The following is a 12,569-nucleotide window of genomic DNA, read 5'->3' as shown; positions in this document are numbered from 1 at the left end:
TCCTGCGCCCCCCTGGGGGCTCTGTCACCCGGTCAGGCGGCCGGGCCCCGGAAGGTCAGGAAGGGCGCTCCGGCCTCGTGCTCGACGAGCACCGTCACGTCGTCCCGGGCACCGGCCGGCACGCGGAACACGTACCGGCCCACGGCGGTGTCGCCGTCGGCCAGCGTCCCCTGCAGCGGTGCGGCGGTGACGTCGTCCAGCGGCGGGGCGGGCACCAGGTCGGCGCCGTAGGACAGCTCGACGGCCACGCCGGCCAGCGACAGGTCCGCGCCGGTGTCGTTGCGGAGCTCCACGGAGACCGCCAGCGCGGGTCCGTCGACCTCGCCCACGCCCGCCCCGGCCCCCGCGTTGCCCTGGACCGCCTCCACGGCGGTCAGCCGGGCCGTGATGCCGTTCGTGTCGGCCGGGGCGTCCAGCGCGACGGCCGGGAGCTCGGGCGGTCGACCGGTGGCCGCGTCGACCCCCTCCGCATCCGTCGCCGGTGCCGCCTCGACGGCGCTGGTGGCGGCGGCCGCCGCGGTGGTGGCCGCCGGGGTGGCCGCGGCCGTCGGGTCACCGGTCGCCGGCGCCGCCGACGTCGGTGCCGCGCTGGTCACCGCCGGCCTCGCGGCGGCGGCGCCGTCGTCCGTGCCGCCACCGGTGGTGGTGACCACGACCGCGGCGGCGAGCACGGCGACCACGCCGGCGCCCGTCGCCGCCGCCACGCGGCCGCGGCGGTCCGCCAGCCATGCCGGTGTCCGGCTCATGCCCGTCTCCTGCCTGGACGGCCTTCGCCGTCCCGTCGTCCGCCGGCTGCGCCGGTGAGGGTGAGTGCTGCCAGCCGCGTCCGGTAGGTGGCCGGAGCATGCCGTTCGACGGCGGTCCGCAGGCTGTCCTGCACGGCCGACACGACGGCCGGCCAGTCCGCGGTGAGGCCCTGGACGGCGTCCGCCCACGCGGCCACGTCGCCCGGCGGCACGACGACCGCCGTCGGGTACCCGGCCGCCGCCTCGCGCAGCCCGCTCGTGGCGCTGACCACGACCGGCCGTGCGGCGAGCACCGCCTCGACGGCGGTGTTGCCGAAGGGCTCGTCCAGCAGCGAGGGCACCAGGACGACGTCGTTGGCGGCCAGGACCGACCAGACGTCGTCGGTGAACCCGAGCAGGTCCACCTGCCCGGTGAGGCCGAGCCCGGCCACCTGCGCGCGGAGGTCCTCGGCGAAGGCCTCGTTGCCCTCGAAGACCGCGCCGGCCAGCTGCAGCCGGGCCGTGACGCCACGTCGGGCGAGCTCGGCCAGCAGCGCGACCGCGACCTGCGGGCCCTTGCGGTGCGACAGGCGGCCGACGAAGACCAGGCGGAGCGGGTCGTCGAGCACGGGCCGCGGCGGGTGGACGGCCGGCGGGCCGGCGACGCCGTTGTGGACGACGGTGGCGCGGTGGGCCACCCGGGCCGAGGTGCGGGCCAGCACGTCCTGGGCATAGCGGCTGTTGACCAGGACCCGGTGGGCCACCAGCGTCGGCGCGGCGAGGACGGCGCGCAGCAGGGCGGGCTGGCTGCCCTCCGCCTCGTGCACGTGCACGGTCACCCGCCGGCCGGCCAGCCGCGCGACGACCGGCCACAGCGGCAGGGTGAGGGTGCTGACGTAGACACCGTCGCGCCCCGCACGCCGGGCCAGCCGGAACGCGGTGGGCAGGCCGGTCACGGCGTCGGCGACCAGGGCGGCCAGCCCCCGCGGGGACAGGGCGCTCTTGCGCAGGACCGGCATGCGCACCTGCACCACCGAGGCGCCCAGCTGCTCGAGCCGGGCCACCAGCGGGCCGGTGGCCGGCAGGGCCACGACGACCTGGCAGCCGGCCTCGACCAGCCCGGCCACGGACTCGGCGACCATGCGGTCGGAGCCGTAGAGCTCGGCGCCGGGGTGGGCGACCAGGACCCGCTGCTGCGGCACGGTCAGCTCCGCCCGGGTGCGCCGAGGGCCAGCATCTGGCGGCGCCAGGTGCGCAGGGCCAGCGCGAGGTACCCGGCGGTGGCCGCGAACAGCAGGCCGTAGGCGGTGAGGAAGACCGCCGGCGCGCCGAGCAGCACGAAGACGACGCAGAGCAGGCCGTAGTCGGTGGGCACGACGAGCAGCGACCGCCACACCGGCGCCCGCTCCCCCGGCGTCCCGTCGGCACGGGAGCCGTGCTGGCGGCGGAGCTGGTCGTTGAGCAGCGTGGCGAAGAAGTGCACCGAGGCGACCGCGGAGAAGCCCAGCGGCACCAGCACCCAGCCGGTGGCGAGCCGGTCGTCGCGGAACAGCGCGACGGCGACCGCAAGGTGCAGCGTGGAGATCTTGGCCGCGTCGACGACGTGGTCCAGCCACTCCCCCGCCGGCGAGCCGCCACCGCGCAGGCGGGCGAGCTGCCCGTCGGCGGCGTCGAAGGCGTACCCGGCCACCAGGAGCACGGCCACGCCGACCCCGGTGAGCCAGGTGAGCGGGGCCAGGGCCAGCAGCACGATGCCGCTGCCGGTCAGGGCGGCGCTGATGCCGGTCACCGCGTCGGGGGTCAGGCCCCCGCGGAAGGCGAGGGCGGCCAGCAGCCGGCCCAGCCGGCGGTTGACGAAGCGGGAGTAGGCCGGCGCGCCCTTGGCGCCCTTCTGCGCGGCGCCCAGCCGGCGCACGGTCTCCCGCAGCGACTCGGCGCCGTCCCCGGTCGGGGACGGTGCGGCGTCCAGGGTGGCGGTCACGCCTCGGCCACCCGGGCGACCGGGGCGTCGACGGCGACCGGGACGGCCGCGGCCCGGCCGGTGTCCTCCAGCGGACGCCGGGCGGTCGGCACGGCGGTGAGGGACTCGGGGACGCTCACCGGCACGGTGGTCGCCGCCGGGCCCAGCCGCAGCCGCCGGCCGCTGGGCCGCGACCGCGGGAAGTCGCGGGCGGACAGCCGCCGGCAGAGGGTCTGGTAGCCCTCGGCCACGTGGTCCCAGTCGTAGCGGGCCGCGAGCAGGCGGGCCCGCTTGCCGTCGCGCCGGACCCGCGCGGGGTCGCGCTCGGCGTCGGAGACGGCGGTGGCCACGTCGTCGGGGGTGCTGAAGTACCGGCCGCTGGTCTCCAGCACCTCGCGGTTGAAGGAGACGTCGTAGGCGATGGTGGCCGCACCCGCGCCGATGGCGCGCAGCAGCGAGGGGTTGGTGCCGCCCACGGAGTGGCCGTGCAGGTAGGTGGCGCAGTGGGCGTAGAGCTGGTCGAGCAGCTCCTGGTCCCAGACGCCGCCGAGGAAGCGCACGCGGTCGTCGGCCAGCGAGTGCACCCGGCGGGTGTAGTCGTCGGCGTAGGGCGCCGAGCCCACCACGACCAGCGGCAGGCGGGCGTCGCTGCGGCGGTAGCCGTCGACGATGACGTCGACGTGGTTCTCCGGCTCGAACCGGGCCACGACGAGGTGGAAGCCACCCGGCGTCAGGTCGACGTCGGCGAGCTTGTCGCTGGCCGCGCCGTCGATCTTGGGGGCGCCGTAGGCGATGAGCTCGGTGGGCGCGGCGAACTCGTCGCGGTAGTAGTCGGCGATGCCGCGGGCGTCGGCGATGAGCGCGTCGGACCAGCGGACCGACAGCGCCTCGACGACGCGGTAGTAGCGCTTGCCGATCCCGCCCCACTTGGCGCGCTTCCACTCCAGGCCGTCGACGTGCGTGGCGACGGGGATGCGGGCGGCGCGCACCAGCGGCAGCCACGGGGCGTTGGCGGCGTTGAAGACGATCGCGGCGTCGACCCGGTGGGTGAGCAGGTGCAGGACCGACAGCCCGGTGTGGCTGAGCGTCTCCAGCGACCGGCGGCGCAGGGCGGGCAGGTGCACCAGGCGCATGCCCAGGTGCTCGGCCGGCCGCGGGCCGTCGGCGGTCGTGCGGCAGTAGACGACGACGTCGTGGCCGGCGTCGGCCAGCCGGCGGCCGACCTCCTCGACCGCGGTCTCGAAGCCGCCGTACCGGGCCGGGACGCCGCGCGTCCCGACCAGGGCGATGCGAAGCGCTCCCGACCTCCTGCGTGGCATGGCCCCTGGCTCCGTTCTGCGCGTTCCGCCGGCCCCCGCGGTGCGGGCGCCCGGTCACCGGCCATCGGCACGGTGATGGGCCCTGCCGTGCTGGCCGGCCCGGGGATGACCTTGCCCCGCGCGGACGAGGACGTCGCTGTTCGCAGTCACTCCGTCACCCGGAGGGAGGAAGCCACCCGGTCGTGGACCAGGTGGCTCCTCGGGCGGGACCTGCCGCGCTCGACAGGCGCGGGTGGTGCGGTGCTCGGCAGACGCAGCTGAGCACCCGGCGCCGGTGGCGTCAGGTGCTCAGCAGGAGTGTGCGCAGCCGGGGTGCTCAGTAGGCGCCGGAGGCGCGGACCACCGCGCGGGCGGTCTTCCAGAGGATCTGCAGGTCCAGGGCGAGCGACCAGTTCTCCACGTAGCGCAGGTCGAGCCGGACGGCCTCCTCCCACGGCAGGTCGCTGCGGCCGGAGATCTGCCACAGCCCGGTGAGCCCTGGGGTGACCAGCAGCCGGCGGCTGACCTGGCTGTCGTAGCGGGCGACCTCGGCCGGCAGCGGCGGCCGCGGGCCGACCAGCGACATCGTGCCGCGCAGGACGTTGATCAGCTGGGGCAGCTCGTCGAGGGAGAAGCGGCGCATGTGCCGGCCGAGCGGCGTGACCCGCGGGTCGTGCTTGATCTTGAACAGCAGGCCGTCGGCGTCGTTGCCGTCGGACAGACCGGCGACCTGGGTGTGGGCGCCGTCGACCATGCTGCGGAACTTCAGCATCGTGAAGTGCCGGCCGCCCAGGCCGACCCGCTGCTGGCGGTAGAGCACCGGACCGGGGCTGGTGAGCCGCACGGCCAGCGCGAGCGCGGCGAAGACGGGGCTGAGCACAAGCAGCGCGGCCAGGGCGACCGACCGGTCCAGCGCGCCCTTGACCACCCGGCGCCAGCCGGTGAAGCGGGGCTGCTCGACCGACAGCAGGGGCAGGCCGTCGAAGGGCCGGATGTGCAGCCGGGGGCCGGCGACCTCGACCAGACCGGGGGCGACGAGCAGCTCGAGGCCGGTGCCCTCCAGCTGCCAGGACAGGGTGCGCAGGTACTGGGCGGCGGTCTCGCTGGCCGAGGTGACCGCGATGGTGTCGGCCTGCATCCGCTGGGCGACCTCCAGGACGTCGTCCAGGCCGGCGACGGGCAGGTCGGCCGCCCGGGCGACGCGGGCACGGTCGTCGGGGGTGACGCACGCGGCGACCACCTGCAGGCCGGCGTGCTGGGTGCGCTGCAGCCGGTCGACCAGCTCCAGCACGGCCCCACCGCGACCGACGACGACGACGCGCTTGACGCCGCGGCCCTGGACCCGCTGCTGGTGCAGCACCCGGCGGGCGGCGTACCGCTCGACGAGGGTCAGCAGGGCCAGCGCCGGGACGGCCGCGACGACCAGGGCCCGACTCAGGTCGAGCTCGGCCGCGTAGCTGATGAAGCCGAGGCCGGCGAGGAGCAGCAGCCCGGCGCGGGAGACGCGGCGGAACTCGTCGGTGCCGATGCCGAACGCCCGTCCCTCGTAGGCGCCGGTGACGCCGAGGAGGGCCGGCCAGGCGACCACGAGCGAGAGGCTGGCCCAGAGCAGCCCGCCGGCCAGCTGGACGTCCTCGGCCCGGGTGGTCAGCACCACCGCGGCGACCGCGGCGGCCAGCCCGACCTCGATGGCGACCAGCCGGCGGCGGTGCCGGCCGACCCAGCGGCGGGCGCTGTCGGCGCGGTCCCCGGCCAGGGCCGTGCCGGGCGCGGGGACGGTGGTTCCCGGCAGTCCGGCGACCGGACCGGCGAGCGCACTCGTCGGCTCAGCGTGTTCCAGCAGCACGGTTCCCCCCGGGGAGTCCAGTCGTCACAGTTCGTCGTCGTCACCCGGGACCACCGGACGGGTGGCCGGTGGGGCCATCCGCCGGGTCCTCCGGCGACGCACAGTGACGATCACAGGTGGTGACGAACCGGGGCAATCACGGCGGGGGTGGTTCACCCGCAGGAGCGGGGTGTCCACCCGTCCGTGCACCGCCGCGACCGCGGTCGATCAGCTACGGGGGTGGACGCTGTTCTGGGCCGCTTCGAGGCCCTGCTCGAGCAGCAGTTCCGTCGCGTCGGCCGCCTCGCCGATCAACAGGTCGAGGGTCTTGCGCTCGGTCGCGGAGAAGTCGCGCAGCACGAAGTCGGCGGGGTCCTGCCGCCCGGGAGGGCGGCCGATCCCGACGCGGACGCGCAGGTAGTCCTTGGTGCCGGTCGAGCGGGAGATCGACCGCAGGCCGTTGTGGCCCCCCTCTCCCCCGCCGCGCTTGAGCCGCACGGCCTCGAAGGGGATGTCGAGCTCGTCGTGCACGACGACGAGGTCGGTGGCGGGCAGGTGGGACCAGTCCAGCAGCCCGCGCACGGGCCCGCCGGACTCGTTCATGTACGTCAGCGGCACGGCCAGCACGACGCGGCGGCCGGCCAGCCGGCCCTCGCCGTTGAGCGCCCGCGAGCGGGGGCCCTTGCCGGCGGACAGCTTCACGCCGGCCCGCCGGGCGAGCTCGGTGACCACCATGGCGCCGATGTTGTGCCGGTTGCCGGCGTACTCGGGCCCGGGGTTGCCGAGCCCGACGACGAGGAAGGGGCCCTCGGAGGGTGCGGGGGCCGGGGCGGGTGACGCCGCGGGGGCGCCGGCAGTGCCGGCGCCCCCGCGGGTCGTGCTCTCGCTCAGTGCAGGACTCAGCTGTCGCTGGAGTTCGAGGCGGCGTCCATCGACTCGCCGCTGCCGGAGTCGGACGGCTCCGGGACGACGTCGCCGTCGGCGTCGGACTCGTCGCGCTCGATGCCGGCCTCGGCCTCGGCCTCCTCCAGCTCCGCCTCCAGCTGCGCGGCGGTGGGCGCACCGAGGAACCCGATGACCAGGGCCTCGGGGTCGGTGACCAGGGTGACGCCGGCGGGCAGCACCAGGTCGCCGGCCGTGATGCCGTTGCCGGCGGTGCGGCCGGTGATGTCGACCTCGATCGGGCCGGGCAGCTGGGTCGCGTCGGCCTCGAGGGAGACGGTGTTCAGCTGGTGGTTGCTGATCGTGTCCGGGGCGGCCTCGCCGACGATGACGACCGGGACGTCGACGATCGTCTTCTCGCCGCGGCGGACCAGCAGCAGGTCGACGTGCTTGTGCTCGCGGCTGATCGGGTCGCGCTGGATGGCCTTGGTCAGCGCCAGGTGCTCGGTGCCGTCGAGGGTGACGGTCAGCAGCACGTTGGTGCCACCGTTGCGCAGCGCCGCGGCGAACTCGCGGGCCGGCAGGGTCAGGTGCACGACCTCCTGGCCGTGGCCGTACAGGACGGCGGGCACGCGGCCGTTGCGGCGGTCACGGCGGGCGCTGCCCTTGCCGAACTCGGAACGGGACAGTGCGGCGAGGCGGAAGTCAGCCACGGGATGTGCTCCTCAACAGTGGATCGGGTCTGCGCACCCAGCGCACGACCGCGACGACCCCTGGAGGCCACACGCACGTCGATCACGGAGCAGGCCGGAGCCACTCCCTCGCCGGGCAACAGGAGCGAGGCTACACGGACGACGCCAGGGCGGTGACGGACCCAGCGGCCGAGGACGCGGCGCCGAGGCGGGAGGACCGGACCGCCGTCCGAGGCGACCATGACCGACGCCACCAGCCGAGGGACGCGGGACGAGGACCGCCGTCCCGAGGCGACCAGGACCGACGCCACCAGCCGAGGACCGCGGACCGCCGTCCCGAAGGGACGCCTGCGGGACCGGTCGCGGGGCCGCAGGCTCCCGACCGGGACCGCAGCCGGTCCGCGCTGCGGCGTCACGGGGCCCGGAGGGCTCCTGACGCCGCAGCGGCCAACGGCTCAGCGCAGCTCGGGCACGGCTCGTGGCCGCGGTGCGATCCGGAGGATCGCCGTCCTACGAAGCCCCGTCGAACAGACTCGTGACCGAACCGTCCTCGAAGACCTGCGTGATGGCGCTGGCCAGCAGGGGCGCGATGGACAGCACCGTGAGCTTGTCGAACCGGCGCTCGGGCTCGATGGGCAGCGTGTTGGTGACGATGACGGCGCTGACGCCGCTCTTCTCCAGCCGCTCGACGGCGGGTCCGGAGAGGACGCCGTGGGTGGCGGCGATGATGACGTCGGCGGCGCCCGCGGCGAAGAGGGTCTCGGCGGCCTTGGAGATGGTGCCGCCGGTGTCGATCATGTCGTCGACCAGGATGCAGACCCGGCCCTCGACCTCACCGACGACGCGGTTGGCGACGACCTCGTTGGGCCGGGTCATGTCGCGGGTCTTGTGGATGAAGGCCAGCGGGGTGCCGCCGAGCTTGTCGCTCCACCGCTCGGAGACGCGCACCCGGCCGGAGTCGGGCGAGACGACGGTGAGGTCGCGGTCGCCCCAGTTGCGCTTGACCTCGTCGACGAGCAGGTCCATGGCGAAGAGGTGGTCGACCGGGCCGTCGAAGAAGCCCTGGATCTGGGCGGTGTGCAGGTCGACGGCCATGAGCCGGTCGGCACCCGCGGTCTTGAACATGTCGGCGACCAGGCGGGCGGAGATGGGCTCGCGGCCGCGGTGCTTCTTGTCCTGCCGGGCGTAGGGGAAGAACGGCGCGACGACGGTGATGCGCTTGGCCGAGGCGCGCTTGAGCGCGTCGACCATGATCAGCTGCTCCATGAGCCAGGTGTTGATCGGCGCGGTGTGGCTCTGCACGACGAAGGCGTCGCAGCCGCGCACCGACTCCTCGAACCGCACGAACAGCTCGCCGTTGGCGAACTCGTAGGACGCGGTCGGGGTGGGAGTGACCCCCAGGTGGCCGGCGATCTCCGTGGTGAGCTCGGGGTACGCCCGCCCGGAGAAGAGCATCAGGCTCTTGTTGGTCGTCTGACGGATGACGCTCATGACTTCCCCTGCTGGTCGTCGTCCGGGTTCCGGGCCGCGAGCGGGCCGGTGGACTCTGCTGGTGTGCCGCTCGCGGGGGCCGCCGCAGCGGCTTCCGCCGCCTGCGCGGACGGGCTCCCCGGACGCCGTCGTCGCACCCAGCCTGCCACATTGCGCTGCCGCCCCCGGGCGACGCCCATGGCCCCGGGCGGGACGTCGTCGGTGATCACGGACCCGGCGGCGGTGTAGGCGCCGTCGCCGATGGTGACCGGCGCCACGAGCATGGTGTCCGAGCCGATCCGGACGTGGTCGCCGACGGTGGTGGCGTGCTTGGCCACGCCGTCGTAGTTGACGAAGACGGTGGCGGCGCCGATGTTGCTGCCCGCCCCGATGGTCGCGTCGCCGACGTAGGACAGGTGCGGGACCTTCGACCCCTCGCCGACGGTGACGTTCTTGGTCTCGACGAAGGCGCCCACCTTGGCGCCCCGGGCCAGCCGGGTGCCGGCGCGCAGGAAGCTGAACGGGCCGACGGTGGCCGCGGGTCCGACGACGGCCTGCTGGCACTGCGAGCGCAGCACCGTGGCGCCCTCGCCCACCTGGGTGTCGACGAGCGTCGTGTCCGGGCCGACCTCGGCGCCGCCGGCGACGGTGGTGGTGCCGAGCAGCTGCGTGCCGGGGTGCAGCACGGCCTCGGCGGCGACCTGGGCGGTGACGTCGACCCAGGTGGTCTGCGGGTCGACGACGACCACGCCGGCGCGCATGAGGTCGTCGAGCACCCGGTCGTTGAGGGTGCGGCGGCGGGCGGCGAGCTCGCGCTGGTCGTTGCAGCCGAGGGTGTCGTCGGCGTCGGCGGCGGTGTGACCGCCCACGCGCGCGCCGTCGGCGACGAGCAGCCCGAGGACGTCGGTGAGGTACTGCTCGCCCTGGTCGTTGGCCGCCCCGACCCGGCGCAGCGCCTCCCGGACGGCGCGGGCGTCGCCGACGTAGACACCGGCGTTCACCTCGGTGATCGCGCGCTGGGCGGCGTCGGCGTCCCGCTCCTCGACGATGGCGGTGACGGCACCGGCGTCGTCCCGCACGATCCGGCCCAGGCCGGTGGGGTCGGCGACCCGGGCGGTGAGCACGGTGAGCAGGTTGCCGGCGTCCGTGTGGGCCTGCACGAGCTCGGCCAGCGTGGTGGCGCGCAGCAGGGGCGCGTCGCCGTTGACGAGCAGCACGGTGCCCGACAGCTCCGGCAGCGCGTCGAGGGCGACCGCGGCGGCGTGCCCGGAGCCCAGCTGCTGCTCCTGCAGCGCGGGGACGGCGGCGGGGGCGATCTCGGCCAGGTGCGCCTCGACCGCCTCGCGGCCGGAGCCCACGACCACGACGGTGGTGCCCGCCCCGAGCGGTGCGGCGGCGGCCAGCACGTGCCCGAGCATGGAGCGGCCACCCAGCCGGTGCAGCACCTTGGGGGTGCGCGAGCGCATCCGGGTGCCCTGGCCGGCGGCGAGCACGACGAGCGCGCCCACCTGCCCTGTCGTCGTGGTCGGCTGCTGCTCGGTCACCTGGCTCCTCGGGACGGCGGAGGACGGCGCTCGGCGGTGCCGGGCGGAGCTGCACCCGGCGCCGTCCACGCGCGTCCGTGGACTGGCTGGGGGACTCGGACTCGAACCGAGACTGCACGGCTCCAAAGGCCGGCGGGCTGCCGATTACCCCATCCCCCACCACCGCCGGCGTGGACCGGCGGCGCAGCGTCGAGAGTAGTGGACGGACCCGCTCCTCCCCCGACCCTCGCAGGCCAGGGCCGGGTCCCCGGTGCGGGTCCGGGCGGGTGGGTCAGCCCACCAGCCGGGCGCCGGGCACCGGCCCGTGCACCGCCTGCACGCTGCGGAACACCCCGGTGCCGGCGAGCTCGGCGGCCAGCCGCTCGGCGCCGTCCTCGTCGGTGGCCAGCGCGGCGACGGTCGGCCCGGAGCCGCTGACCAGCGCCGCGTCGGCGCCGGCCTCGGTGGCCGCCCGCAGCGCCCGGCGCAGGTCCGGGCGCAACCGCACCGCGGGCGCCTGCAGGTCGTTGCTCAGGGCGGCGGCGAGCGCGCCGACCGGGCCGCTGCGCAGCGCGGCGAGCACCGGCTCGGTCGAGGCGGGCGCGCCGGGCTCGGGCAGCTCACCGGCGGCGCGCAGTGCGTCGAGCTCGCCGTAGACGGTGGGGGTGGACAGCCCCTCCCCCGCGATGCCGAGCACCCAGTCCCAGCGCCGCCGGGCCAGCACCGGCGACAGCTGCTCGCCGCGGCCGGTGCCCAGCGCGACCCCGCCGAGCAGGCTGAACGGGACGTCGCTGCCGAGCTGTGCGGCCAGTGCCGCGAGGTCGCCGCGGGTGGCGTGGGTGCCCCACAGCGCGTCGAGGGCGACCAGGGTGGCGGCGGCGTCGGCGCTGCCCCCGGCCAGCCCGGCGGCGGCCGGGATCGACTTGTCGACGACCAGGTGCGCGTCGGCGCGCACGCCGGCGTGCAGGGCCAGCAGCTCGGCGGCCTGCCAGACCAGGTTGCGGGAGTCCTGCGGGACGGCGCCGTCGGCCGCGCCCTCACCGTGGCTCTCCAGCGACAGGCCGTCGGCGCGGCGCACGGTGACCGTGTCGAACAGCGAGACGGCCAGGAAGACCGTCTGCAGCTCGTGGAACCCGTCGGGTCGCAGCGGGCCGACGCCGAGGTGGACGTTGATCTTGGCCGGCGCCCGCGCGACCACCGCGCCGTTGCCGGCGATCCGCCCGGGACCGCCGGCCGTCGCGTTGCTCATCGGCTCAGCCTGCCACCGCGCCGGCCGTGGTCGGCGGGTCGCCGTCCACCGGCGGGGTGGCGGCGAGCCGGGCGAAGTCGGTGACCGACAGCTGCTCGCCCCGGGTGGTGGGGTCGATGCCGGCGGCCCGCAGCCGCACCTCGGCCGCGGCCGGGCTGCCGGCCCAGCGCGCCAGGGCCGCGCGCAGGCCCTTGCGTCGGGTGGCGAAGGCGGCGTCGACGGCGGCGAAGGTGGCGGCCCGGTCGCCGGGCGGCGCGGGCCGCCGGGTGAGCGCGACCAGGCCGGAGTCGACGTTGGGCACCGGCCAGAACACCGGCCGCGGGACGTTGCCCGCGCGGCGCACGTCGGCGTACCAGGCGGCCTTGACGCTGGGCACCCCGTAGGACTCCGTCCCGGGGCCCGCGGCCAGCCGGTCGGCGACCTCGGCCTGGACCAGCACCAGGGCGCTGCGCAGCGAGGGCAGCAGCTCCAGCAGCTGCAGCAGCACCGGCACCGCGATGTTGTAGGGCAGGTTGGCCACGAGCGCGGTCGGCGGCGGGCCGGGCAGCTCGGTGACCCGCAGGGCGTCGGCGGTGACCACGGTCAGCCGGTCGGTCCACTGCGGCGCCCGTTCGGCGACGGTGCGCGGGAGCTGCTCGGCCAGCCGGGGGTCGATCTCGACGGCGGTGACGTGCGCGCACGCCCCGAGCAGGCCCAGGGTCAGCGACCCCAGGCCGGGGCCGACCTCCAGGACGACGTCGTCCGGGGAGAGGTCGGCGGTGCGCACGATCCGCCGGATGGTGTTGGCGTCGTGCAGGAAGTTCTGCCCGAGCTGCTTCGTGGGGCGCAGGTCGAGCTGCTGGGCCAGCTCACGGATCGCAGCCGGGCCCAGCAGCCCGTCCGACTCCGGGGGCGTCGTCACGAGCGGCCTCGCTGCCGGGGCCCGCCCAGGTCGCGTCCCGGGGC

The 12,569-nt window shown here is 76.0% G+C and carries 11 protein-coding genes and 1 tRNA gene; all 12 read right to left on the bottom strand.

Going from position 1 to position 12,569, the window contains the following annotated elements; genetic code table 11:
• Positions 1 to 32: 32 nt before the first annotated feature.
• The 12 genes from KUM42_RS14190 to rsmA all read right to left on the bottom strand — a co-directional run bounded on the left by KUM42_RS14190 (position 33) and on the right by rsmA (position 12,525).
• The gene (locus tag KUM42_RS14190) at positions 33 to 746 is read right to left on the bottom strand and encodes a hypothetical protein (protein WP_237493176.1); all 714 of its coding nucleotides are present in this window, start codon (positions 744 to 746) and stop codon (positions 33 to 35) included.
• Positions 743 to 1,927 (bottom strand): glycosyltransferase family 4 protein, encoded by a 1,185-nt coding sequence (locus KUM42_RS14185; protein WP_237493175.1) that lies wholly within the window; start codon positions 1,925 to 1,927, stop codon positions 743 to 745. Before KUM42_RS14185 ends, KUM42_RS14190 begins: the two co-directional genes overlap by 4 nt.
• Before the next feature lie 2 nt (positions 1,928 to 1,929).
• Complete coding sequence (locus KUM42_RS14180; RefSeq protein WP_237493174.1) at positions 1,930 to 2,706, bottom strand: CDP-alcohol phosphatidyltransferase family protein; 777 nt, start codon at positions 2,704 to 2,706, stop codon at positions 1,930 to 1,932.
• Positions 2,703 to 4,004: a DUF1972 domain-containing protein gene (locus KUM42_RS14175; RefSeq protein WP_237493173.1), complete on the bottom strand. Its 1,302-nt coding sequence runs from the start codon at positions 4,002 to 4,004 to the stop codon at positions 2,703 to 2,705. Before KUM42_RS14175 ends, KUM42_RS14180 begins: the two co-directional genes overlap by 4 nt.
• Positions 4,005 to 4,320: 316 nt before the next feature.
• Positions 4,321 to 5,829 (bottom strand): sugar transferase, encoded by a 1,509-nt coding sequence (locus KUM42_RS14170; protein WP_237493172.1) that lies wholly within the window; start codon positions 5,827 to 5,829, stop codon positions 4,321 to 4,323.
• 207 nt (positions 5,830 to 6,036) lie between these two features.
• On the bottom strand, positions 6,037 to 6,699 hold the full coding sequence (gene pth / locus KUM42_RS14165; RefSeq protein WP_255557589.1) for an aminoacyl-tRNA hydrolase: 663 nt from the start codon (positions 6,697 to 6,699) through the stop codon (positions 6,037 to 6,039).
• Between the two features lie 8 nt (positions 6,700 to 6,707).
• On the bottom strand, positions 6,708 to 7,403 hold the full coding sequence (locus KUM42_RS14160; protein ID WP_237493171.1) for a 50S ribosomal protein L25/general stress protein Ctc: 696 nt from the start codon (positions 7,401 to 7,403) through the stop codon (positions 6,708 to 6,710).
• Positions 7,404 to 7,892: 489 nt separating this feature from the next.
• On the bottom strand, positions 7,893 to 8,873 hold the full coding sequence (locus KUM42_RS14155) for a ribose-phosphate diphosphokinase (RefSeq protein WP_237493170.1): 981 nt from the start codon (positions 8,871 to 8,873) through the stop codon (positions 7,893 to 7,895).
• The gene (glmU, locus tag KUM42_RS14150; protein ID WP_237493169.1) at positions 8,870 to 10,396 is read right to left on the bottom strand and encodes a bifunctional UDP-N-acetylglucosamine diphosphorylase/glucosamine-1-phosphate N-acetyltransferase GlmU; all 1,527 of its coding nucleotides are present in this window, start codon (positions 10,394 to 10,396) and stop codon (positions 8,870 to 8,872) included. Before glmU ends, KUM42_RS14155 begins: the two co-directional genes overlap by 4 nt.
• Positions 10,397 to 10,479: 83 nt before the next feature.
• Positions 10,480 to 10,555 (bottom strand) — tRNA-Gln (locus tag KUM42_RS14145).
• 112 nt (positions 10,556 to 10,667) lie between these two features.
• Positions 10,668 to 11,624: a 4-(cytidine 5'-diphospho)-2-C-methyl-D-erythritol kinase gene (locus KUM42_RS14140; protein ID WP_237493168.1), complete on the bottom strand. Its 957-nt coding sequence runs from the start codon at positions 11,622 to 11,624 to the stop codon at positions 10,668 to 10,670.
• 4 nt (positions 11,625 to 11,628) lie between these two features.
• On the bottom strand, positions 11,629 to 12,525 hold the full coding sequence (rsmA, locus tag KUM42_RS14135) for a 16S rRNA (adenine(1518)-N(6)/adenine(1519)-N(6))-dimethyltransferase RsmA (protein ID WP_237493167.1): 897 nt from the start codon (positions 12,523 to 12,525) through the stop codon (positions 11,629 to 11,631).
• Positions 12,526 to 12,569: the final 44 nt, after the last annotated feature.

The organism is Modestobacter sp. L9-4, assembly GCF_019112525.1.
GTDB lineage: Bacteria > Actinomycetota > Actinomycetes > Mycobacteriales > Geodermatophilaceae > Modestobacter.
This window is presented reverse-complemented; position numbering and strand designations above follow the sequence as displayed.